Origin of the sequence: Halorubrum sp. AS12 (assembly GCF_051122765.1) — an archaeon.
Lineage (GTDB): Archaea > Halobacteriota > Halobacteria > Halobacteriales > Haloferacaceae > Halorubrum > Halorubrum trapanicum.
Genome location: NZ_CP185385.1, coordinates 1,490,587 through 1,512,781 on the forward strand (window position 1 = coordinate 1,490,587; position 22,195 = coordinate 1,512,781).

Below are 22,195 nucleotides of genomic sequence, written 5' to 3' on the forward strand. Positions count from 1 at the left end.
AGTTCAGTATCCGCGATTCTCTGATCGTGAACTGATCGTTCTTCCGTAGAATTCCCAGCGACGAGAACGGCAGAAAGATATATATGCTGGTGTGTCATACCATGGCACGCATGTCCAGTAGTGCACCCAGCTCGGACGACGACGTGTTCGACGAGTTCCTATCCGATCACGGCCACGAGACAGAGATCGTAGGCTGGGAGCGATCCTATAACAAGCTCCAGTGTCCCGAGTGCGGTGCGCTCCACGAGGAGGGAACGGCGCGGTGTGGGGTCTGCGACTGGCGGCCAAACTGACGCCCGCGGCGACACCGCGTTCCGCAAATTTTCTTTCCGTCATACTCCCCGGTAGTATTATGTGGAATTACTCGATAGTGGAGAGCATGCCGACCTGTCAGAACTGCGGCTCGTTCGTCACGACCGATTACGTTCGGGTGTTCACGCCGAACGAGGTCGATCGGCCCCGCGTCTGCCCGGCCTGTGAGGATCTGGTCCGCGACGGCGCCGACGTCCGCGAAGCGCGCGCGACGCGGAGCACCTGACGAACCGGCCGCGCGATGACGCGCCGGACCGTCGCGGTCGAACCGAGGCTCGCGTCGACGGCGGTCGAGCCACGGCGTTTAAGGAGAACCGGAATCTGGGAGTAATAATGACCGATACCACGGCGACGCGGCTGTTCGGGGGGCCGGGGAGCGGGAAGACGACCGCGCTCTTGGACCGCGTCGAAGAGATACTGGAGACCGAGGACGCCGACGTCCGCGACGTGCTCGTCGTCTCGTACACGCGCGCGGCCGCCGCCGAGATCCGGGAGCGACTCGCCGAGCGGCTCGACATCTCGCCGCGCAGTCTCCAGGGGAACGTGAGCACGATGCAGCGCGAAGGCGTACGAGCTGCTCGACCTCTCGCGGGGCGACGTGGTCGGCGAGGACGACAAGGAGGCGTTCTGCGAGGAGTACGGCATCGAGTTCGAGGACCAGCACGGCGGCGCCGGCCGCCGGACCGCGCGGTCGACGACCATCGGCAACAAGATCATCGCCACCTCGCAGTGGCTCCAGCGCACCGAGCGCGACGTGGCCGACTGGTACGACGTCCCCTTCCAGTGGAACGTCGAGGAGGTCCGGCTCCCCCCGAGGAGGACCCGAACGCTCAGGAGGGCAACAAGTACACCCCGACGTGGCCCTCCGACGACGAGCGGATCGACATCCCGGAGACGATCCGGGCGTGGCGCGGCTACAAGGGTGACAACGACCTCGTCGGCTTCGCCGACATGCTCGAACGGGTCGCGCAGCGCTCGCTCGTCCCGAGCGTCGACTACCTGATCATCGACGAGTTCCAGGACATCACGACGCTCCAGTACAACGTCTTCGAGGAGTGGCGCCCGCACATGCGGAAGGTGCTGATCGCCGGCGACGACGACCAGGTCGTCTACGCGTGGCAGGGTGCCGACCCCGACCTCCTCCTCGACACCGACGTCGACGAGGACGTCGTCCTCCCGAACTCCTACCGGCTTCCCTCGGAGATCCTCAACGTCGTCAACGCCGAGATCCGCCACATCGACAAGCGCCAGGAGAAGGACCTCCACCCGCGCAAGGAGGGCGGGACCGTCGAGGCGATCGAGTCGCCCTCGATGCTCGAACTCGTCCGGAACGTCCGGTACACCGTCGAGGACGACGAGGGCGACATCATGTGCCTGTTCCGGGCGCGCTACCAGATGTTCGACTTCATCGACGAGTTCATCGACCACGGGATCCCCTTCTCGATGCTCACCGACGGGCGGATGTGGACCGACCGGGTCCAAGACTACGTCAGCGCCATCGAGAAGGCGGAGGCCGGCGACCCCGTGAACGGGCTGGAAGCCCGGCGGCTCGCCGACATGCTCCAGGACTCGGCGTTCGGGACCCACGACCGCGAGGAGTTCTACGACTTCCTCGACGACCGCGAGGAGGCGGCCGACGCCGACGACGTCTCGCTGATCGAGGTCCAAGCCGACACCCTCGACGAGTACATCCCCTTCATGCCGGACACCGCCAGCGCCGACGACATGGTCCGGAAGGTGACGAGCTTCCAGCGCAAGTCGATGGGCGCGTACTTCGAGGGCGACTATCAGGGAACCGACCCGACCCGCGTCCGTGTCGGCACCATCCACTCGGCGAAGGGCCGCGAGGCCGACCACGTGTTCGTCGCGACCGACCTCACCGAGAAGGTGGTCGAGCAGATGGCCGCCTCCATCGACGACCCGACCGACGTCGACGGCGTCGAGGAGTTCACCAAGTCGACCAGCCCCGTTCCCCTGCTCACCGACAACGAGCGCCGCGTCTTCTACGTCGGGATGTCCCGCGCCCGCGAGCGGCTCGTGATCATGGAGAGCCTGATCAGCGGCGCGCCGACGCTCCCGATCAGCGTCCTGCTGTTCAACGAGCTCCGCGAGGAGCCGGCACAGGACCTCGTCGAGGAGGTCCAAGCGGAGCTGGCGGTGCCCGAACCGGAGCCGTGACCGGGGAGGACGCGGAACCGAGCGATACCCCGGCGCCGGACGCCGCCGATGATGCGTCCGCCGCCCTGCGGACCGACCTCCGCCCGGTCGTCGAGGCGGTCCGCGCGGCCGACGCGGCCGCGTTCGTCGCCGTCGGCGACCGCTTCGACGACGGCCTGCGCTACCTCACGCGCTTTTCCGGACCGGACCGACCGTACGCGCTGGTCGTCGTCCCGGGCAACGGAGCGACCGACGGGAGCGACGAGTCGACGGCGGAGACCGACGCGCTCGCCGGACGGGCCGTCCTCTGTGCCCCCGGGCTGTTCCGCGAGCAGGCGGACCGGGAGTTCGTCGCGAGCGCGCGCGGCGCGGCCGCGGACCCTGCGAGCGACGACAACCGGTTTCACGACAGGGTCGTCCGCGAGGTCCGGACCGAGAACGTCGGGGACCACGCCGGCGAGCGCGCGGCCGCGGTCGTGGACGACCTCACCGGCGGCGGGGACGGAACCGAGACCGGAACCGCCGACCGGGCCGTCCTCACCCCCGCGTCGGTCCCGCACGACGCCGCGGTGTACCTGGAGCGCGCGGGCAACGATCTCGGCGTCGACGGACGCGGTCGCGGCCGCCAGGGCGCGCAAGACGCCGGCGGAGGTCGACCGGATCCGGCGCGTCCAGCGCGCGGCGGTCGCCGGTCTCGCTCGCGCCGAGGCGGTCCTCGCCGAGAGCGAGGTCACCGATGACATCGACGGGGAGGCGGAAGCCGACGGGACCGCCGACGGCCGGCGACCCCCGCTCCGCTGGGCGGGCGAACCGCTGACGACCGAGCGGCTCCGCCGCGAGGTGAACGCCGTCCTCGCCGGTCGCGGGGTCCGCGACGCCGGCAACACGGTGATCGGCGCCGGCCCGTCCGCGGCCGATCTCCACTACGTCGGCGACGACCCGATCCGGCCCGGGGAGACGGTGTTGCTCGACGTCTCGCCGCGCGGCCCGGACGGGTACTACGGCGACGCCACCCGGACGTTCGTCGTCGACGGCGACGGCGGCTGGGAGCGCCGCGCGTCCGTCGCGGTCGAGGCCGCTCGGGAGGCCGCGCTCGCCGAGGTCGAACCGGGCGTCCCGGCCAAGACCGTCCATGGCGAGGCGGCCGCGGAGCTAACCGCGTACGGCTTCGACCCGAACGCGGACGAGGGGGAGACCGGATTCACGCATGGCACCGGCCACGGCGTCGGCGTGAGCCTCCACGAGTCGCCGTCGCTGTCGGGCGCCGGGGAACTCCGGGCGGGCCACGTCGTGACGGTCGAACCGGGCGTGTACGACCCCGAGATCGGCGGCGTCAGGCTGGAAGACCTAATTCTCGTCACCGACGACGGGTACGAGATTCTGGTCGAGTACCCGTTCGGTATCGCGCCGGTCGAGCGGGGGAACGGCGGGTAGCTACGACGGCCGTTTGAGCCTCCGACGCACCTTTTTGAGTCCCATCCGAAGGCCGATCCGCATGCCATCCGAGCCCTCCAACGGCAGTAGTGAGGCCGACGGGGCCGAGCCGCTCTGGCGTACCGAGACGAAGACACACCCGGCCGTCGCGGTGCTCCTCGTGACCGCGGTCGCGGTCGTCGCCGTCGCGGTCGCCGGGATTTCGCTCGTCGGAGCCGAGACGGCCGCCGCCGACGGGCCCGCCGAGTTGGAAACGAGCATCGTCACCGTGAGCGAGAATGGTACCGCCGAAATCGACGTCCGGACCGACGGCGCCGACGCGTTCGAGATCACCGTCGGCGACGAGGAGGCGGCCGGGTACGCGCTTCGCGCGACTGTGACGCCGAGCGACGACGGCGTCACGACGCTCGTCTTCGACCACGCCGAGACGAGCGGGGACGGAACGCCCCTAGCCGCCGAGGGCGACGCCGCGGTCGATATCGACCACGAGACGGCCCTCGACGAGCCGATCGATCCCGCCGGCTACGAGATCGAACTGTTCCCCGACGGCGGCGACGAGGCTGCCGACGTCGGCACGCTGATGGTCGAGACCGGTGGCGAGAGCGGCGAGGACGGTACCGGCGACGGAGACGCGGTCGAAGCCATCGACGCCGCGGACGTCGAGAACGCGGACGTCCTCATCGAACCGCGCGCGACCGCCGTCACGGTGCCCGTCGAACTCGACGACGGGGCGGCCGTCGAGATGCGGCTTCGGTCGGCCGGCAACGCGAGCACGAACTACATCAAGACCCAAGAGACGACGGTGACCGACGGAGAAGCGACGGCGACGTTCAACGCGAGCGTCGCCGAGCCAGGAGACCGCGCGACGCTGACCGTTCGCGGGAACGAGGCGCTCGACGACCCGGTGACGCGGGACGTGCTCGTGGTCGAGGACGTCGAGTCCCCCGAAAGCGGGGACACCGACGGCGGCGCTCCCGGATTCGGTCCCCTCGTCGCCGCTCTGGCGCTTCTCGGCGCCGCGCTCATCGCCCGAGTTCGGGAGTGACCGGACTCGCGAACCGCGTCGGGGTCGAGCCTCGACGCGCTCGCCGTGAGGACCCGTAGAGCCGAGCGCGACCCGCGGTCACCGCTCGTCGGAGTCGCTCCCGACCGCGACGGAACCGGAGTCGTCGTCCGTCTTGGGGGCCGATCCGTCGTCGCTGCGGAGCTGTCGGGGCAGAAGCCCGGATATCAGCCGCCGGAGTATCTGGGCGGGGTCGAGGAAGTACTGCGGGAGGACGACCATCGCGACCGCGACGACCAGCAGGCCGGCGCCGAGCGCGACCTCGCCAGCGATCAGCCGGAAGACGGCGTAGTTCGCGAGCGGGATGGCGAAGATCAGCGAGGCCGCCAGCCCGATCATGTCCAGCACTCCGAGTCGCATAGATGCCCCGTTGGATCCCGGGGGTCAAAAGGGCGCGGGACGCGGTCGGGCCGGCCGCGCGGCGGGAAGCAGGCGACCGATCAGACGGGGCGGACGGACGAGCCGGGGAGCCGGACCGACCGCCCGAAGCCAGAACCGATAACCGTCGCCCGCGCCCAGTTCAGGTATGTTCACCGGCATCGTCGAGGACACCGGCACGGTCCGCTCGCGGACCGAGACCGACGACGGACTCCGGCTGCGGATCGGCGTCGACGGGTTCGACGACCTCCACCACGGCCAGTCGATAAGCGTGAGCGGCGTCTGCCTGACCGTCGAGGAGTACGGGAGCGACGCAGCCGACGCTGCCAGCAACGTCGACGCTGACGCCGCCAACAACGTCGACGCCGACGCAGTCGACGCCACCGACGCCGGCGGCGACTGGTTCGAGGTGTTCCTCGCGAGCGAGACGGTCGCGAAGACGTACCTCGGTGACGTGCGCGAGGGCGACGCGGTCAACGTCGAGCGCGCGATGCCCGCCGACGGGCGGTTCGACGGCCACGTCGTCCAGGGCCACGTCGACACCGTCGCCGAGGTGACCGGGATCGAGCGCGTGGGCGAGGACTGGCGGTTCTCCTTCTCGATCCCCGAGGGGCACGGCGACTACCTCGTCGACAAGGGGTCGGTGACGCTCGACGGGATCTCGCTGACGGTCGCCGAGAAGCGCGACGGGGAGTTCGACGTCGCGATCATCCCGACGACGTACGACCTGACGACGCTCTCGGAGAAGTCGGTCGGCGACCCGGTCCACCTGGAGGTCGACGTGATCGCGAAGTACGTCGAGAACATGCTGGACGGGTACGCAGGAGCGGACTGAGGGGAGGAGCCGGCCCGCGGGGGAGCCGTCAGTCGTCGTGCGCGTCCTTCGCGCCCTTCACCGTCTCGCGGACCGCGTCGACGCCCTCGTCGTGGAGCAGATCGCCAACGACGATCACGTCGCTGTGGGCGGCCATCTCGTTGGCCGACTCGTAGTCGTGGATGCCGCCGCCGTAGAAGAGGGTAGCGTCGTCGAGCGCGTCGTGGGCGGCCGCGACCTTCTCCGTGTCGCCGAAGGTGCCCGAGTACTCGACGTAGACGATCTCCTGGCCGAACATGCGCTCGGCCACCTTCGCGTACGCCGCCACGTCGTCGGCGCTGAGGTCGCAGTTGGCCTCCGTCAGTTGGGCGACCGACGCCTCGGGGTTCAGCACGATGTACGCCTCGGTGTGGGTCCGGCTCCAGTCGAGGTCGTCGATGCGGACCCACTCCTTGTGCGCGCCGGTGATCCAGAAGGGACCGCCGGCGTTGAACACGGTCGGGATCAGGTAGCCGTCGAGCGCGGGCGAGTCGATCACGACGCCCGGGTTCGACGGCTCCTGGTACAGCGGCACGTCGTACTCCGCGGCGGCGTCGACGACGCGCGTCATCTTCTCCGCGGTGACGTCGAGGGTCCCGCCGATCTCGATCGCGTCCGTCCCGGTCCGGCAGACGTCCTCGAAGGTCTCGCCCGACCGGAGGTCCTTGTCGGGGTCGACCTTCAGGACGTGGTCCCAGTCGTCCCACGGGTTGGTCATCGGAAGCGACTCCACCGGCGGGAACCAAAAAGGTGCGGAACCTGTCCCGCGAGGGAACGACGCGAGAGACGAGGCTACAGCAGGTCGTCGATCTCGTCGTTCTCGAACGCGGCCGCCGGGTCGGGCGTCTCCTCGCGCTCGTCCCGGACCGCCTGCCGAGCGCGCTCCAAGAACGCCTCGACGCGCTGCGAGCGCTCGACGCCGGCGAGGAGGACGAGGGCGGCGACCCGGTCGGAGTCGAGCGGGAAGTCGCCGCCGCGGACCTGCATCGACCCCGTCTCCTCCTGGAGCCACTTGCGGGCCTTCTCCGAACCCTTCCGCGAGATCCGGTCCGGGTCGCCCGCGACCGCGACGAGGGCGGCGTCGGCGTCGGTGGCGCTCGGCAGCGAGAGACCGGTCATCACCGCGCTGCGGACCGCGCTCGTGACAGTGGTGACGTTCTCTTCCGGGTCCTCGGCCGCGGGCGCCGACGCGAACCCGACCGCGGCCATCCCGCCCGCGCGGAGCGTGTTGATCACCTCGCTGGTGTCGACGACGGACTCGCCGACCCCCTCGACCGCCTCGCCGGCGGCTAAGAGGAGACCGATCCGCTTCGCCATCGAGGCGTTGATCGCCTCGTAGCCGCCCTCCATGGACTCCCCCGAGGAGCGCCACGCGTCGTTGTCGAGCAGGATCGTCGCGTCCGCCTCGCGGACCAGCGTCTTGAGCGACCGGCCGGCGTTCACCTGGTACATCGTCCCCTCGTCGCGGCCGGGGAGGATACCGACCGCGTAGACGGGGACGTCGTACACCCGGTTCAGTTCCCGGACGAGGACCGGCGCGCCGCCGGAGCCGGTGCCGCCGCCGAGACCGGCGACGACGAACACCGCCTCGGCCGCCGCGGTGACCTTCGGCGCGAGCGCGTCCAGCACCTCGACGGCGTCCTCGTCCATCACTTCCGCGCCGAGTTCGTTGTCGCCGCCGACGCCGTGGCCGTTGACGCGCGACTGCCCGACGAGGACCGTTTCGAGCGGGAGGGGATCGAGGTCGGCCGCGGCCGTGTTGACCGCGAGCGCGTCGAGGACCGCACCGTAGCCGGCGTCGGCGTCGAACTGCGCGAGGGCGGTCGTGAGCTTGCCGCCCGCCTGTCCGACGCCGAGGAGGACTGCCTTCATGCGAGGACGTACCAGCCCCCGCGACAATACCCTTTCCCCGACGTTTAAGAGTGAAAGCGCGGCCAACCGGTCGCGTGACCGATCACGTACGGGACTCCGACCCGTCGGAGACGGGAACGGAGTCGGCTTCGGCGGAAGCGAACGGATCGGACGGTCGGATCGAGTCCCGGCTCCGCGCCGTCGAACGCGCGGTCGCGGGGAACGACGCGCGACCGGCCGACCTCGCCGCCGACGCGGAGGCGACGGCCGAGCGCGAGCGGCTCGAATCGCGGATCGCGGACCTCGAAGACCGCGTCGCGGAACTGGAAGCCGCGACGCAGGCGATCCGCGGCTACGCCGGGTCGGTCAGGGCCGTCAACCGCGAGGTCGAGCGCCGGGCCGACCTCGCGCTGGCGCGGGCGACCGAGGCCGAGCGAGAGAGCGACCGAGCCGTCGAAATCGACGGCGTCAGTCGAAGCGTGAGCGACGGGGAGAGCGCCGTGCCCTCGGAGAGCGCACTCGACGCCGCCCTCCCCGACGACCGACCGGCGTCCGGACCGGGGACCGGCAGCGACGGCGACGGCAGAAACGACGGCGACGACGGGGCGTGGGCGACGGACGCGCTGGACCGCCTCCGGGAGTCGCTGTGACCGGGCCGTGATCCGGGTGGTCCTCACCGTCCTCGTGGCGGTCGCGCTGCTGACGGCGTCGATGCCGGCGATCGAGACGGCCCGAGCCGCGACGACTGCGGAGCGGATCGGCGCCGAGACCGATCGGCTGGAACGCGCGATAGGCGGCGTCGTCGCCGGATCGACGCCCGTGAGCGATCCAGCGATGGCGGCGCAGACGACCGTCCCCGTCCGGGTTCCGACCGGCTTTACCGCGGCCGACCTCGACCGCGTCGCGCTCGTCGAATCGCCGGATCGGCCAGGCGAGGTCGTGCTCGCGTATCGGATCGACGGCCGGCCGGAGCGTGAGTTCCGGATCGGGACGGGACCGACGCGGACGGCCGTCGACCTCGTCGACGCTCCGATCGAACTCCGGCCGGGCGGGGCGAGCCGGGTTCGCATCCGATACGTCGACGACGGCGGGGCGACGGTCCGGATTAGCCGGATCGGGTGAGCCGTCGGAGAGAACGGAGAAATCGGCGCCTGAGCGAGCGATCTTTTATATACTATACCGCGGCCACGCCCGCTATGAACCTCGATCTCACCGCGCGAATCGCCGACGGCGTCGGCGAGACGCCGCTGCGGGCGCTCCCGTGGGTCGACGAGGCCCCCGGCGAGTGTCGGTGCGACCTGACGTTCCGCGAGCCTGTGGGGACGGGCGTCGAGGACCGAGCCGTTCTCGCCGTCGACGCGGACGACTGTCCCGGTCGCGGCGACCTCGCAGCGAGCGCGGACTGCCTCGCGACCGTCGTCGCGGCGCTCAGCGACCGCGATGTCGACGTTATCAGAACTAGACACCGCGGGCGAGAGCGGTCCTACGCCGACAGCGCGGCCGACCTTCTGGTCGCGGCGGGGCGGTTCCGCGAGCGGATCGAGTTCCACGAGGAGCGGCTCGCAGACCGAGTGACCCGCGATCCGCTCGGTGCGGCGAGGGAGGCGAGCGGACGCGCCGGGGCCGCAAAGCGGATCGCGACCGAAACGGGCCTGCTGTCTGCGAGCGAGGAGATCACAGGGGGAACGGTCGAAGCCGACGAGGACCCCGACGTGGAGGAGACCCTGCGGGCGCACGTCGGTCCGACGGCCGCGACCGCTCGCGTCGCGGCCGCACCGCCGCCGAGCGCGACGCTGGTCGACCGCTGGACGGTGCCGACCGGGGCGACAGTCCGGCTTTACGAGGGCGACGACTCGCTCCGGACGTACCACCTCACGCCGCCGACCGCCGACATGGACGCCGAGAGCGTGGCGACGCTGGCCGCCGCCCGGGAACGGCTGCTCGACGACCCGGCCGGCGGCGACAGGGCACCGGGGCGGGCGGTGCGAGCGGCGGCGGACCCTGGCGATCCGGTCGCGGATCTCACGGAGATCCTACGGCGACACACCCACGGCTACGGCGCGTTCGAGCACGTCTTCGCGGACGACAGCGTGAGCGACGCGACGGTGACGGCGCCGGTCGGGGAGAACCCGCTGCGCGTGGTCCTCGACGGGGAGCGGTGCCGGACGAACGTGCGGCTTCCCCCGGAGGGGGCCGCCACGCTCGCGTCGCGGCTCCGGCGGTCGAGCGGCCGGGCGTTCTCGCGGGCGACCCCGACGCTCGACGCGACGATCGAGTCCGAGACCGGTCGCGTCAGAGTCGCCGCGGCCACGGCGCCGGCCAGCGACGGTCTCTCGTTCACCTTTCGGCGCGGCGACCCGAAGGCGTGGACGCTCGCTCGGCTAGTGTCCGTCGACACGCTCACGCCCACGGCGGCCGGGCTGTTGTCGGTCGCCGTCGAGCGGGGCGTGACCGGGCTGATCGCCGGCGGCCGGGCGGCCGGGAAGACGACCGCCCTCGGGTCGCTGCTGTGGGAACTGCCCGCCCAGACGCGAGCGATCGCCATCGAGGACACGCCGGAACTCCCCGTGGATGCGCTCGCCGACGCCGGACGGGACGTCCAGCGGCTCCGCGTCGGGGACGGCGCGGAACTCGCGCCGGCTGACGCGGTCCGAACGGCGCTCCGCATGGGCGGCGGCGCGATCAGCGTCGGGGAGGTGCGCGGCGAGGAGGCGGAGGCGCTGTACGAGGCGATGCGCGTCGGCGCCGCCGGAGAGACGGTGCTCGGGACGATCCACGGCGAGGACCCTGCGGCGGTCGAGGAGCGCGTCGTCACAGATCTCGGGGTCGCCCGCTCGTCGTTCGCCGCGACCGATCTGATCGCGGTCCTCGACGATCACCGCGTCGAGTCGATCGTGGAGGTCGGCGACCACGACGGCGGCGTGAGCTTCGATCCGCTGTTCGAGCGGACAGAACGGGGACTCGTCGGAACCGGGCGGATCGACCGCGGCGAGAGCCGACTGATCGACGGGCTCGCGGAGCCGGACGAGTCGTACGCGGCGGTTCGGGATGCCGTCCACCGTCGGAGTGACCGAATCCGCGAGGCGGTTCGAGCGGGACGGATCGCGCCGAGGCGGTACGCCGGAGGCAACGAGTCCGGCGATGGGAGCGGTGGACCCTCGAGGGGGAACGATGACGGAGAATCCGTCGGGGACCGCGGGCGAGTCGACCGCGTCCGAGGAGCTACGCCGTGCGGTCGCGTTCCTCGGATGGGACGCCTCTGCGGAGTACGTCGTCAGCTTCGGGTACCGTGTCGGCGTCGCGGTCGGCGCGGTCGTCACGGTCGTCGCGGGAGTCGTCGCCGGCGCGGTCGCCGCCGCTCCGGCGGGGTTGGCCGCCGCCGTCGGCGGGGTACACGCGGTCCACCGGGCGCCGGTGTGGCTCGCCTCGCTCCGGCGGACGCGGGCCCTCGGCGCGGCGCCGGGACTCGTCGGGAGACTCGTGTTGCGGATGCGACTCGACCCCTCGACGGAGCGCGCGGTGGAGTTCGCCGCCCGGACGGGCGACGGGCCGCTGGCCGCGGCGCTCTCCCGCCGCGAGCGCGGGAGCGCGGACGGCCCGACGAGCGGACTTCAGGCGTTCGCCCGTGAGTGGCGTCCCTGGTTCCCGGCGATCGATCGCGCCGCTGCGCTCGTCCGAACGGCGGCGACCGCGCCGCCGGAACGCCGCGGGCGGTGTCTGGACCGCGCGCTCGACGCGACGCTCTCGGGGACGACGGACCGGCTCGCGTCGTTCGTCGGCGCGGTACGCGGACCGGTCTCCGCGCTGTACGCGTTCGGCGTGTTGCTGCCGCTGGCGCTCATCGCGCTGCTGCCCGCGGGCGCCGCCGCCGGCGTCGCGATCGGTCCCGGAGTCGTCGCCGGCCTGTACCTCGTCGCGCTCCCCGGCGGACTGGTAGCCGCCTCGGCGTGGCTGCTCTCGCGTCGGCCGGTCGCGTTTCCGCCGCCGGAGATCGGCGGCGATCACCCCGACGTACCGGATCGGCGCGGGCGAGCGCTCCTCGTCGGTTGCGTCCTCGGTGCTGCGGCGGCCGTCGTCGCCGCGCGGGTCGTCGCGACGTGGGCGTGGCCGGTCGCCGGGGTCGGCGTCGGCGTCGGGAGCGCGCTGTTCGTCCTCGCGCGGTCCCGCCGGGCGGTGCTGTCGGACGTCCGCGAGGTCGAGCGGGGACTTCCGGACGCGATGACCGTGATCGGCGGCGACGTGGCCGAAGGCGTCGCCGTCGAAACCGCGGTTGCGAACGCCGGCGAGCGACTCGACGGCGCGACCGGCGACGTGTTCGAGCGCGCCGGACGCCGCAGCGACACGCTGCGGGTCGGTATCCGCGAGGCGTTTCTCGGGCGGGGCGGACCGGCGGAAACGATTCCGTCTCCCAGACTCCGCGGTGCGATCGCGCTGCTCGCCGTCGCCGCGCGAGAAGGCCGTCCCGCCGGCGACGTCCTGTTGGAACTCGCGGACCAGCTGGAGTCGCTCCGTGATCTCGAACGCGACGCTCGCCGCCAGCTGGCGACCGTGACCGGGACCCTCTCGAACACGGCAGCAGTGTTCGCGCCGCTCGTCGGCGGGGCGACAGTCGCGCTCGCGACGGGAATCGACGCCACCGATGTCGGAAGCCTCGGCGCCGGAGCGGCCGCGGGTGCGGACGCGCTCGGCGGGGGCGGTCTTGGCGCGGAAGGCGGGATGACAGCCGGCGGAGGCAGTGCGGCCGGCGGGAAAAGCGGTGCGGCCGGCGGCGCGGGAGCGCTGTCGGTCCCGGTGCTCGGACGGATCGTGGGAACGTACGTGCTGCTGCTCGCCGCGCTCCTCACCGGATTAGCGACCGGCTTGGAACGCGGATTCGACCGGACGCTGGTGGCCTACCGTATCGGCATCGCGCTGCCGACCGCCACCGCGACGTTCCTCGTCGCGTTCGCCGGCGCCGGACTCCTGTTTTGAGGGTTCGACGCCGGGAACGGGACGGAGATCGAGAGCCACCGTTCCCGGCGATCATTTATATGCGAAGCCGCGGCCAGCCGCCCCATGTTCGAGACGAACCTCGACGCCACGTACGCGTGGCTCGGCCTGGCCGTCGTGAGCGTCGCGACCGCCGGCGTGGCCGCGTCGTTTCCCGCCTCACCGCCGCCCGACGTCGACGGCGTCGCGTACACCGTCGACTCTGTGGCCGACGGAGAGTACCCCGCGACAGCCGAACACGGAATCTCCGCGGATCGGATCCGGCTCACGGACGGTTCCGTCTCGCTCGGCGACGAGCGGGGGACGGCGCGGGCGGCGCTCGACGCCCCGCGGATCACGCCGGTGATTCGTCCGGGAGCGACGGCGAACGTGACGACTGACGCGCGGCTTCGACGCGTGCTCGACGGCGTTCCCCCCGGCGCCGCGTTCGACGATCCGGCGTCGTTCGCGGCGGCGGCCGAACGCGCGAGAGCGACCGACTCAGAGTGGATCACGGCCCCGGACCGGATCACGGTCCGGCGGGTCCACTACGGGGAAGTCCGGGTCACGCTCGTCGGGTGATCGCGCGTGTCACGAGACCGTTCGATGTCGAACGCACCTGGGACTGCCGAGGATCCGACCGCATCGTTCACCGCTGCCGACCGCGCGGCCGTCGAACCGATCGCCGCGCTCGTCGCGGTGATGGTCGTCGGTCTCGCGCTGGGGCTGTACGCCGGCGTGCTCGACGACGCCGCGCCCGACCGATCCCGGCAGACCGCGGAAACGGCGCTCGATCGCACCGAGCGGGCGATCGCCGTCGGGGGCGTCGTCGATCCGAGTCGGATACGAAACGCCGAGGCACCGGGGGCGGCGACCGCGGTCGAACTGGAGGCGGACGGCGAGCGGTGGCTGGTCGCGTCGGGTCCGGACGCACCGGGACCGCCGGGGGTCCGGTCGCCGGAGGCGGTCGCGGTCTCAGAGCGACGGGTGACGGTCCGGGTGGCGCCCGGAAGGAACGTGCGCGGAACGCTCCGGGCGGTGGTGTGGCGGTGACAAGCACCGTCCTCGACGTGACCGTGCTGCTGCTCTGCGTCTCCGCCAGCGTCGTCGCGCTCGGTGCGAGCGACACCGGGGGTCCCGACGGCCCGACCGCGAGCGACGCGGCGGACCGGCTCGTCACCGAGACCGCGACCGTGACGTACTCCGACAACGACGCGCCGAACGGAACGCGACGGGTTCACGCGACCCGTGCGGAGCTACTCGCGCTGCTCGTCGATCGGGACGTGGAGGGCGCGTTCGACCGCCGGGCCACCGAGTCCGTCCGAACTGGTCTCGGGCCGCGGACGCGGGTCGACGTAACCGTAGAGACCGACGGCGAGTCCGGCGCAGGTGACGCGGACGATTCGGCGGGAGACGGGGGAACGTGGAACTCCTCGGATGCTCCGACGGCGTGGGGCAGGCGGGCGTCGTATCCGCACCCGATCGTCGGCGAGGCGATCCCAACGTGGGGCGTCGACGGACGAGAGCGAGGAGACGACACGGGCGGGCCCCGAAACTCGGTCGCCGTCGGACCCGAACCGCCGCGGAACGCAAACGTCGGCGTCGCGGTCGTCCGACAGCCGGTCCCGGAGCGTGTCGACCGAAAGGATGGCGGGCACGGAGCGTCGGAAACCGTCGTCCGGATCGTCGTCCGGAGGTGGTGAGCGTGGGGAGCAAACGCCGCGATCGGTCGCGAGAGGGGCGGCACCCGCAGACGTTCGTCGTCGACGAGCGAGCGCGAGTCCCCTTCGCGCTCGTCGGCATACTGTTGCTCGTGACGAGTTCGGCGTACGCCGCGGGCCTCGCCGAGCAGGGACTCGTCGGTGAGGACCGTCGCGTCGAACGCGCCGTCGAACGAGTCGAGGCCGACGCCACGGCCGCGCTCAGGAGCGCGGCGCGGGAGGCCGCCCACGACGCGGCGGCGGAGCCGGTGACGCGCGCGCCGAAGGGATCTGGACCGGGGGCGCACGCAGTCCGCGAGGGGTCCGCGTTCGAGGACGCCTTCCGGATCCGGCTCGCGATCGCCGGATCCGAGGCGCTGAGCGCGGTCGAGAGCGACATCGGCGGCGTCGAGGCGAACGCCTCGCTCCCGGCCGTCGAGTCGGCGGACGAACTCGCTGCCGCGCGCGATCGAGTCCGGGTCGAACCGGCCGCCAACGGGACCGCGACGCGGGTGACCTTCGAAGGCGTCGCGACGACCGCGACGCGGAACGGCCGGACCGTCGTGAACCGGACGCGACAGCGGACCGTCACCGTCGCCGTACCGACGCTGGCCGCCCACGAGCGCACCGAGCGGTTCGAGACGCGCCTCGATCGCGGACCCGTCGAGGGACCGGGACTCGGTCGACAGATCACCGCGAGTCTCTACGCGATGGCGTGGGCCCGCGGCTACGGGCAGTACGCCGGCGCGCCCGTCGAGAACGTCGTCGCGAACCGCCATGTGGAGCTGTCGACGAACGCCGGAATCGTGCGCGTCCAACGAGACGTGTTCGGGACCAGCGACCCCGACGCGCGCGGCGGCGTCGCCCGCGCGACCGCCCGGACGGGCGTGACCGATCTGCTGTCGCCGACGGGCGTTCACGAGGCCTCCTGGACGGACGCCGTCCTCGGAGCGCCGACGCCGACGAGGGGGAGCGACGGAGGGGATACGGCGTCCGGGGGAGACCGGACCGCGAGCGAAGACGCGGCGTTCGACCCCTCGACGGATCCGACGGACGAGACCGCGTCGGTCGAGGTCGGGCAGGCGGCCGACCGCGCCGCGACCGCCGTCCACGACGACCTCGCCGAGATCGTGCGACGGAGCCATCGCGTCGAGGCGACCGCAGAGACCGAGACGACGAGGATCCGCGATGGGGGGCGCGTAGACCCGGATCGTCCCCGGTCGCTGCTCGCGGAACCCTGGCGGCGGATCGACTCGTCGCGGACGGAGCGGATCCGCGTCGCGGACGGGAGCGATCCCAGGTTGGGGATCGACGGCGAGACGGTGTCGGCCGGCGAATCGGTGTCGTTCGGCGGCGCGACCCGGGAGGTCGTCGTCGAGCGCGCGGCGACGGCGACGTGGGAGCGACGAATCGTCGAACGGGGACCGAACGGAACGGTACAGGACGTGAGTGTCGACCGGACCGTGACGCGCGACGAGGCGACGGACCGGTACCGCGTCCGCGTCTCGGTGACCGGAACGTACGCGCCGCGGGACGACGCGCCAGACAGACAGACGGCGACGTTCGGCGCGTCGGACGGCCGCGACATCGACGGGCCGGATCTCGCTGACACACCGGCGGCCGCCGGAGCGGACCTGAACGTCGAGACGGACAGCGACATCGACCGGCTGGCGCGCGACGCCGTCGAAGACGGGGACGAAACGCGGTCGACCGTCGTGTACGGCGACCGCTCGGGCGCGGACCTCGATCGGATCGCGGCCGACGTGTCGTCGCTGTCGGAGCGCGTCCGCGACCTGAACACCGAGGCGTCGATGGCCGACGCCGCGGTCGGCGAGTCGACTCCGTACCAGGACCTCGCGGCGACCGTGCGCGACCGTCGCGACGCGCTCCGGGACGCTCCCTCGAGGTACGACGGCGCGGTCGACCGCGGACGTGTCGCCGCTCGCGGCGCGTACCTCGACGCCGTGATCGAGGAACTGGAATCGGCGGCGGATGACAAAGAGGCGGCGACGGACGGCGTACTGGACCGAGTGAACGACGCGTTCGGCGGACCGCCGGTGGGCGAGGTGATCGCCAGCCGCGAGGCCGCCCGCGATCCGGGGACCTACGCCGTCGGCGACGGGGGACCGGGCGGCGAGGTCACGTTCGCGCCGGATGGGTCTCCCGGCTACCTCCCGCGGACGGCAGTCGACGGCGAGCGCGTCGAGGGCGTCGACGGCACGACGACGCGGCCGCTCGCGACCCGGAACGTGAACTACGTCACGCTCCCGTACAGCGACGTCTCCGGCGGTATCGCCGATCGGATCCTCGGCACCGACGACACGGTCCGTCTCGGCGTCGCCGGACGGTCGCTCCTCGCCGCCGACGAGGCGCTCGCGGCGGCCGACGACGACGATCTGCGCGACGATCGGCGCGCGCTCGCCGGTCGGATCGACGCCTCGCTGCGGCGCGTCGACGACGCGCTGGCGGAGCGACTCGCGGACCGTACCGACCTTTCTCGCGAACAGCGACGGGTGGTGCTGGACAACGCCGCGGCCGAATACGACTCGCTCGGCGACAGAGCGGCCGCGGTCGGCGAGGGCGAGTATCCGGACCGCGTCGCGAGCGAGGCGGCCCGAGTCGGATCGCTGTCGAGAGCCGAACGGATCGGTCTCGCGGCGCATCTCCGGGTCGAGACGCGGACGGCCGCGGGACGCGATGCGGTCCGGATCCCCGCCCGCTTCGTCGACGCGACCACGTCCGCGTCGCGGACGATCCGCCGAGACGAGGTCGAGTCGGCGATCGAAGGCCGCGCGAAGGAGGCGGTCGCATCGGTGCCGGACGACCGGGTTCCGAAGCCCGTTTGGAGCGTCGGAGCGGGACTCCCGGTCGCGCCCGTTCCCGGGTACTGGGTGGCGACGGTCAACGCGTGGAACGTCCAGGTGCGCGGCGAGTACCCCCGGTTCGCTCTTCGGGCGAACGTCGGGACGCCCGATCGCCCGTTCGAGTACGTCAGGACGGAGGGCGAGGTCAGCGTCGACGTGAACGGCGAGACGGTCGCGCTCGGCGCCACGGAACCGGTCGCGTTCGAGACGCGGACGGTCGTCGTCGTAGCCGTCCCCGCCGGGCCGCCGGGCGTCGGCGACGTCGACGGGACGCGCGACGAGACGTCCGGCGGGTGGCCGTGTCCGGGACCGCTGACCGCGTCGCCGGCGGCGGAAGACGAGTGTGCCGGGACGTGAGGAGCGGGACAAGCGGAAGTGCCGAACGGCCGGAACGCGTCCGACCGCAGGCGTTTTGAGACGCGGCGACCGAGTGGGAGTATGTTCCACGAGGTCGTCGACGGCGGCGAGCCCGGACCCGCCGTCGACGCCGACGAGCCGGCGGCGGCGGACCTGCTCGCCGCCTTCGAGGCATTGGTGTCAGAGGCGGCGTCGGGCTTCGAGACCGACCGACTCGTCGGTGAGATCGGACTGGCCGAGGCGGATGCGACCGCCGTCCGCGACGGCGAGATCGAAGGAATCGCGGTCGCGGACGCCGCGGCCGTCCTCGCGGCGGCGAATCCGGACCGCGACGCCGACGCGATGGTCGCTGAGGTCCGCGACCACCTGCTGATGGGGATGGCGACCGCCGTCCTCGACGTCGACGCGATCGCCGCGAAGATCGACGCCGACCTCACCGGGCAGGAGGTCCAGCAGGCGTTGGAGGGCCGGACCACGATGACGATCGGACAGCTCGCCGAGATCCTCGCGGTCATTGAGCGTCGGAAGCCATGAGGGTCGTCGTCGTCGGCTGCGGCTACGTCGGACTGGCGCTGGCGGAACAGCTCGACGCCCGCGGCCACGCGGTGACCGGCGTCCGGCGGTCCGACGCCGGACTCGACACGGTCGACGCCCTCGGTCCAGACGTCGAGGCCGTCCGTGCGGACGCGACCGACCCGGGGTCGCTCTCGGCGCTGCCGGACGCGGAAGCGGTCGTCTTCGCGGCCAGTTCGGGCGGGCGCGGCGCCGACGCGGCGCGGGAGGTGTACGTCGACGGCCTGGCGAACGTCGTCGACGAGTACGGCTCGCGGGCCTCCCCGCCGGACCGGTTGGTGTACACCTCCTCGACGGGCGTGTACGGCGACCACGACGGCGACTGGGTCGACGAGGAGACGCCGGTCGAACCCACCACGGAGAAGACCCGCGTCCTCGCCGAGGCCGAACGGATCGCGACAGCGCGAGCGGCCGACGCCGGGATCGACGGGACCGTCGTCCGGTTCGCTGGACTGTACGGTCCGGGTCGGTACCGACTGGAGCGGTACGTAGAGGGACCGGTGACGGCCGGGTATCTGAACATGGTCCACCGCGACGACGCCGCGGGATCGATCCGACACCTGCTGGAGGAGGATCGCGCGCGAGACCGGGTCGTCCTCGTCGTGGACGACGAGCCGGTCGACAAACACGCGTTCGCCGACTGGCTCGCGGACACCTGCGGCGTCCTGCGTCCGGAGAAGCTGTCGAAGGACGAGCGGATCGCGGCGGGCGACCTGTCCTCGGCCGCGGAGCGCCGGATCCGGACGAGCAAGCGGTGTTCGAACGCGCTGCTCCGCGACCTCGGCTACGAGTTCGCCCACCCGACGTTTCGATCGGGATACCGCGACGCCGTGCGCGCGTATCGGGCGCGGACCGAGTAGCGCGCCTCGTCTGAACGGCGGCCGCGTCGGCACGGAGTCGCCCGATCACGTTCGGTTCCGTCGGTTTCAGTCGGTCGGAACGGCAACGAAGCTTCATGTATCGGGAGCGATTGGCCACAACGTATGCGAGCGATGAGCGCGGCCGGTGACGGATTCTCGCAGGCGGAAGCCGTGCTTCGAGAGAACCCGGAGATCGCCGTCGGCGTGGCGCTCGTCGCCCTGATCACCGTCGCGGTCGTCCTCGTCGTGCTCCGCGCCCGACGCACGCCGGGCGTCAGGTTCCGACGGCTTCTGGCCGACGAAGAGGAGATCACGGTGCTGATGGCATCCGAATCCGGATCCGGACGCGATGTCGGCGGCCGTCGGGGTGGCCTCCCTCGCGGACCAGGTCGACGTCGACGCGACCGTCCAGTACCCCGGGCAGATCCGCCACCAAGAGAACCGCGCGTTCCGGACCGTCCTCGACCTCGAACTGGAGCCGATAGAACACGTGAGCGACCTGGCGGCCGAGGCGGTCGTCCTGGTCGATCACAACGAGCCACGGGGGTTCGCCGGCGCCGACGGCGTGTTGCCGATGGCCGTCGTCGACCACCACCCCGGCGACGGCGCAGGGGAGTCGTTCACCGACGTGCGGACCGACTACGGCGCGACCGCGTCGGTCGTCGCCGAGTACTTCCAAGACAACGACGCGGTCCCCGTTCCGCCCGATAAACACGCGAGCGAGACGGGGAGCGACCTAACGCTGTCGACCGACACCGCGACGGGGCTGCTGTACGGGATCCTGGCCGACACGAAACACCTCACCGTCGGCGCCAGCGAACCCGACTTCGCGGCGGCCGCGTATCTCTACCCCGGTGTCGATCAGGACCGACTCGATCGGATCGCGAACCCCGCTGTCGACGCGGAGGTACTGGAGGTGAAAGCCCGAGCGATCGCTGGACGGCGCGTCGAGGGATCGTTCGGGGTCGCCGACGTCGGCGGGGTGAACAACGTCGACGCGATCCCGCAGGCCGCGGACGAGCTGATCCAGCTGGAGGGGGTTAGCGCGGTCGTGGTGATCGGCGAACGGGAGGGGACGGTTCACCTCTCCGGACGGTCGCGAGACGACCGAGTTCACATGGGGAACGCGATAGCAGCGGTGCTGGACGACATCGACAACGGGAACGGCGGCGGACACTCCCGGATGGGCGGCGGAACGATCGAACCGGAGATCGATCCCACGGGAGAGGAGGAATCATCGACCGTCGACCGTGACGCGCTCGCGGACGGACTGTTCCGGGCGATGGCCGGCGACGTGTGAACGCAGATTTAAGTTCCGGGTCGCGGAGAGTCCGATATGAGCATCGCTGACGGGGTCGACGACGGCTGGCTGGCGCTCGTCGGAGTGGGTGCCGGCTACGGGATCGCGGTCGGTCTGGTGTTCCTGCTGTTCTTCGTCGCGCCGTATCTGGCGGTCGCGGCGCTGTAGCGGGAGCGTTCCGATCGCGGACGGAGAGACAAAAAGCGACTCGGGGGCGGAGAACGGCCGGGACTGAATCAGGCGAACGCCAGCGAGTCGTCGGCGCTCGTCTCCTCGTCCTGCCGGAGCTTCTCGTGGGCTTCGAGGAAGTCGTCGAGCGTGACCTCCGTGCGGTCGTCGCGGATGGCGAACATCCCGGCCTCCGTACAGATCGCCTTGATGTCGGCCCCGGAGGCCTCGGGGGTCAGATCGGCCAGTTCCGCGAAGTCGACCCCGTCGGAGAGGTTCATGTTTCGGGTGTGGATCTGGAAGATGATCTCGCGGCCGTCGGTCTCCGGTTTGGGAACCTCGATGAGCCGGTCGAAGCGGCCGGGACGGAGGATGGCAGGGTCGAGCATGTCGAAACGGTTCGTCGCGGCGATGATACGGACGTCGCCGCGCTCGTCGAACCCGTCCATCTCGGAGAGCAGCTGCGATCATCGTCCGTTGGACCTCGGCGTCGCCCGACGTCTTCGAGTCGGTCCGCTTCGAGGCGATCGCGTCGATCTCGTCGATGAAGAGGACGGCGGGCTGGTTCTCGCGGGCGACCTCGAAGAGGTCGCGGACGAGCTTCGCGCCCTCGCCGATGAACTTGTGGACCAGCTCGGAGCCGGCCATCTTGATGAACGTCGCGTCCGTCTCGTTGGCGACCGCCTTCGCGAGCATCGTCTTGCCGGTTCCGGGGGGACCGTACAGCAGGACGCCGCTCGGGGGAGTGATACCCACGTCTTCGAACATGTCGGGGTGTTCGAGGGGCATCTCGACGGTCTCGCGGACCTCCTGCATCTGGTCTTCGAGCCCGCCGATGTCGGCGTAGGTGACATCCGGCGAGTGTTCGACCTGCATCACGCGGGCGCGCACGTCCGTCTCCTTCTCCAGCTTCTTGACCACCGACAGCGAGTTGTTGACCGCGACGCGGTCGTCGGGGTCGAGCTTCTCGCGCAGCTCGTCGGTGATCTCGGTGAGCGCCTCCTGGTTGTTGCCGTGCTGTTTGATCACGGCGCCGTCGGGCGTTATCTCTTGGACCGTCGCCACGAACAGCGGGGACTGCTTCAGCTTCTTGTTCTCGTGGGTGAGCCGTTCGAGCTTCTGTTGGTACTTGTTGTTCTCCGCGTTGGCGTCGAGGAGTTTGTCGCGCATCTCCTCGTTTTGGGACTCGAGAACGTCGAGCCGCTCCTGTAAGGAGTCGATCTTCTCCTGTTTCGACGCCGAGCCTTCGTCGTAAGGCATGTCGACGTCGTCGACCGTGTCGCTCATTGTGTTTATTAAAGCGTCTCGCGGATAAGAGGCTTCGGGTGGGGGAACGACACCGCCCGTTTCACCGGCG

At 71.3% G+C, this 22,195-nt stretch carries 18 protein-coding genes and 4 pseudogenes; 18 read left to right on the top strand and 4 right to left on the bottom strand.

All coding sequences use genetic code 11. The features are described from left to right. Positions 1-110: 110 nt before the first annotated feature. From ACODNG_RS07540 to ACODNG_RS07560, 5 genes and pseudogenes are all read left to right on the top strand, one after another. On the top strand, positions 111-293 hold the full coding sequence (locus ACODNG_RS07540) for an HVO_0416 family zinc finger protein (RefSeq protein ID WP_434520822.1): 183 nt from the start codon (positions 111-113) through the stop codon (positions 291-293). 86 nt (positions 294-379) lie between these two features. Next, positions 380-538 carry a DUF7563 family protein gene (locus ACODNG_RS07545; protein ID WP_166377302.1) on the top strand — a complete coding sequence of 53 codons (159 nt, stop codon included), beginning with the start codon at positions 380-382 and terminating at the stop codon, positions 536-538. A 107-nt stretch (positions 539-645) separates the two neighbouring features. Next, positions 646-2,490 (top strand): UvrD-helicase domain-containing protein, encoded by a 1,845-nt coding sequence (locus tag ACODNG_RS07550; protein ID WP_434520823.1) that lies wholly within the window; start codon positions 646-648, stop codon positions 2,488-2,490. After that, a pseudogene (locus ACODNG_RS07555) lies at positions 2,487-3,903 on the top strand (M24 family metallopeptidase). The gene ACODNG_RS07550 and the pseudogene ACODNG_RS07555 overlap by 4 nt, the downstream one beginning before the upstream one ends. Positions 3,904-3,964: 61 nt before the next feature. Continuing rightward, a complete protein-coding gene (locus ACODNG_RS07560; protein ID WP_434520824.1) occupies positions 3,965-4,948 on the top strand; it encodes a BGTF surface domain-containing protein in 984 nt (327 codons plus the stop codon). A gap of 78 nt (positions 4,949-5,026) precedes the next feature. On the opposite strand, the gene ACODNG_RS07565 is transcribed toward ACODNG_RS07560, so the two are convergent. Then, positions 5,027-5,326 carry a DUF7533 family protein gene (locus ACODNG_RS07565; protein WP_434520825.1) on the bottom strand — a complete coding sequence of 100 codons (300 nt, stop codon included), beginning with the start codon at positions 5,324-5,326 and terminating at the stop codon, positions 5,027-5,029. A gap of 166 nt (positions 5,327-5,492) precedes the next feature. On the opposite strand from ACODNG_RS07565, the gene ACODNG_RS07570 reads away from it, so the two are divergent. Then, positions 5,493-6,179 carry a riboflavin synthase gene (locus tag ACODNG_RS07570; RefSeq protein ID WP_434520826.1) on the top strand — a complete coding sequence of 229 codons (687 nt, stop codon included), beginning with the start codon at positions 5,493-5,495 and terminating at the stop codon, positions 6,177-6,179. A gap of 28 nt (positions 6,180-6,207) precedes the next feature. Here ACODNG_RS07570 and ACODNG_RS07575 read toward each other — a convergent pair whose 3' ends face one another. Next, entirely contained in the window at positions 6,208-6,915 is a 708-nt protein-coding gene (locus tag ACODNG_RS07575; RefSeq protein WP_434520827.1) for a phosphoglycerol geranylgeranyltransferase, read from the bottom strand. 74 nt (positions 6,916-6,989) lie between these two features. Then, positions 6,990-8,069, bottom strand: coding sequence for a tubulin/FtsZ family protein (locus ACODNG_RS07580; RefSeq protein ID WP_434520828.1), 1,080 nt, complete (start codon positions 8,067-8,069; stop codon positions 6,990-6,992). A 74-nt stretch (positions 8,070-8,143) separates the two neighbouring features. Between ACODNG_RS07580 and ACODNG_RS07585 the strand changes: the two genes are divergently transcribed. The 12 genes and pseudogenes from ACODNG_RS07585 to ACODNG_RS07640 all read left to right on the top strand — a co-directional run bounded on the left by ACODNG_RS07585 (position 8,144) and on the right by ACODNG_RS07640 (position 20,838). Then, positions 8,144-8,698, top strand: coding sequence for a DUF7310 family coiled-coil domain-containing protein (locus tag ACODNG_RS07585; protein ID WP_434520829.1), 555 nt, complete (start codon positions 8,144-8,146; stop codon positions 8,696-8,698). 7 nt (positions 8,699-8,705) lie between these two features. Further along, on the top strand, positions 8,706-9,170 hold the full coding sequence (locus ACODNG_RS07590; protein ID WP_434520830.1) for a DUF7311 family protein: 465 nt from the start codon (positions 8,706-8,708) through the stop codon (positions 9,168-9,170). A gap of 74 nt (positions 9,171-9,244) precedes the next feature. Then, a pseudogene (locus ACODNG_RS07595) lies at positions 9,245-11,179 on the top strand (ATPase, T2SS/T4P/T4SS family); the annotation flags it as partial. Between the two features lie 40 nt (positions 11,180-11,219). Further along, positions 11,220-13,019, top strand: coding sequence for a type II secretion system protein (locus ACODNG_RS07600; protein ID WP_434520831.1), 1,800 nt, complete (start codon positions 11,220-11,222; stop codon positions 13,017-13,019). Between the two features lie 84 nt (positions 13,020-13,103). Further along, positions 13,104-13,598: a DUF7283 family protein gene (locus ACODNG_RS07605; RefSeq protein ID WP_434520832.1), complete on the top strand. Its 495-nt coding sequence runs from the start codon at positions 13,104-13,106 to the stop codon at positions 13,596-13,598. Positions 13,599-13,622: 24 nt separating this feature from the next. Next, entirely contained in the window at positions 13,623-14,069 is a 447-nt protein-coding gene (locus ACODNG_RS07610) for a DUF7285 family protein (protein WP_434520833.1), read from the top strand. Beyond that, the gene (locus ACODNG_RS07615; RefSeq protein ID WP_434520834.1) at positions 14,060-14,719 is read left to right on the top strand and encodes a DUF7284 family protein; all 660 of its coding nucleotides are present in this window, start codon (positions 14,060-14,062) and stop codon (positions 14,717-14,719) included. The genes ACODNG_RS07610 and ACODNG_RS07615 overlap by 10 nt, the downstream gene beginning before the upstream one ends. Further along, a complete protein-coding gene (locus ACODNG_RS07620; RefSeq protein ID WP_434520835.1) occupies positions 14,713-17,937 on the top strand; it encodes a DUF7286 family protein in 3,225 nt (1,074 codons plus the stop codon). The genes ACODNG_RS07615 and ACODNG_RS07620 overlap by 7 nt, the downstream gene beginning before the upstream one ends. An 81-nt stretch (positions 17,938-18,018) precedes the next feature. Next, entirely contained in the window at positions 18,019-18,471 is a 453-nt protein-coding gene (locus ACODNG_RS07625) for a DUF5791 family protein (RefSeq protein ID WP_434520836.1), read from the top strand. Further along, on the top strand, positions 18,468-19,370 hold the full coding sequence (locus ACODNG_RS07630) for an NAD-dependent epimerase/dehydratase family protein (protein WP_434520837.1): 903 nt from the start codon (positions 18,468-18,470) through the stop codon (positions 19,368-19,370). Before ACODNG_RS07625 ends, ACODNG_RS07630 begins: the two co-directional genes overlap by 4 nt. 123 nt (positions 19,371-19,493) lie before the next feature. Continuing rightward, a pseudogene (locus ACODNG_RS07635) lies at positions 19,494-20,670 on the top strand (DHH family phosphoesterase). Positions 20,671-20,706: 36 nt separating this feature from the next. Then, the gene (locus tag ACODNG_RS07640) at positions 20,707-20,838 is read left to right on the top strand and encodes a hypothetical protein (protein WP_280921408.1); all 132 of its coding nucleotides are present in this window, start codon (positions 20,707-20,709) and stop codon (positions 20,836-20,838) included. Between the two features lie 68 nt (positions 20,839-20,906). On the opposite strand, the pseudogene pan1 reads toward ACODNG_RS07640, so the two are convergent. Further along, a pseudogene (gene pan1 / locus ACODNG_RS07645) lies at positions 20,907-22,125 on the bottom strand (proteasome-activating nucleotidase Pan1). Positions 22,126-22,195: the final 70 nt, after the last annotated feature.

What these genes read in the sequence shown, in the direction of transcription:
- ACODNG_RS07605 (WP_434520832.1), top strand. Translation starts at nt 13,104, where the DNA reads ATGTTCGAGACGAACCTCGACGCCACGTACGCGTGGCTCGGCCTGGCC.
- ACODNG_RS07580 (WP_434520828.1), bottom strand. Translation starts at nt 8,069, where the DNA reads ATGAAGGCAGTCCTCCTCGGCGTCGGACAGGCGGGCGGCAAGCTCACG.
- ACODNG_RS07625 (WP_434520836.1), top strand. Translation starts at nt 18,019, where the DNA reads ATGTTCCACGAGGTCGTCGACGGCGGCGAGCCCGGACCCGCCGTCGAC.
- ACODNG_RS07570 (WP_434520826.1), top strand. Translation starts at nt 5,493, where the DNA reads ATGTTCACCGGCATCGTCGAGGACACCGGCACGGTCCGCTCGCGGACC.
- ACODNG_RS07600 (WP_434520831.1), top strand. Translation starts at nt 11,220, where the DNA reads ATGACGGAGAATCCGTCGGGGACCGCGGGCGAGTCGACCGCGTCCGAG.
- ACODNG_RS07565 (WP_434520825.1), bottom strand. Translation starts at nt 5,326, where the DNA reads ATGCGACTCGGAGTGCTGGACATGATCGGGCTGGCGGCCTCGCTGATC.
- ACODNG_RS07610 (WP_434520833.1), top strand. Translation starts at nt 13,623, where the DNA reads ATGTCGAACGCACCTGGGACTGCCGAGGATCCGACCGCATCGTTCACC.
- ACODNG_RS07540 (WP_434520822.1), top strand. Translation starts at nt 111, where the DNA reads ATGTCCAGTAGTGCACCCAGCTCGGACGACGACGTGTTCGACGAGTTC.
- ACODNG_RS07630 (WP_434520837.1), top strand. Translation starts at nt 18,468, where the DNA reads ATGAGGGTCGTCGTCGTCGGCTGCGGCTACGTCGGACTGGCGCTGGCG.
- ACODNG_RS07560 (WP_434520824.1), top strand. Translation starts at nt 3,965, where the DNA reads ATGCCATCCGAGCCCTCCAACGGCAGTAGTGAGGCCGACGGGGCCGAG.
- ACODNG_RS07640 (WP_280921408.1), top strand. Translation starts at nt 20,707, where the DNA reads ATGAGCATCGCTGACGGGGTCGACGACGGCTGGCTGGCGCTCGTCGGA.
- ACODNG_RS07575 (WP_434520827.1), bottom strand. Translation starts at nt 6,915, where the DNA reads ATGACCAACCCGTGGGACGACTGGGACCACGTCCTGAAGGTCGACCCC.
- ACODNG_RS07545 (WP_166377302.1), top strand. Translation starts at nt 380, where the DNA reads ATGCCGACCTGTCAGAACTGCGGCTCGTTCGTCACGACCGATTACGTT.
- ACODNG_RS07550 (WP_434520823.1), top strand. Translation starts at nt 646, where the DNA reads ATGACCGATACCACGGCGACGCGGCTGTTCGGGGGGCCGGGGAGCGGG.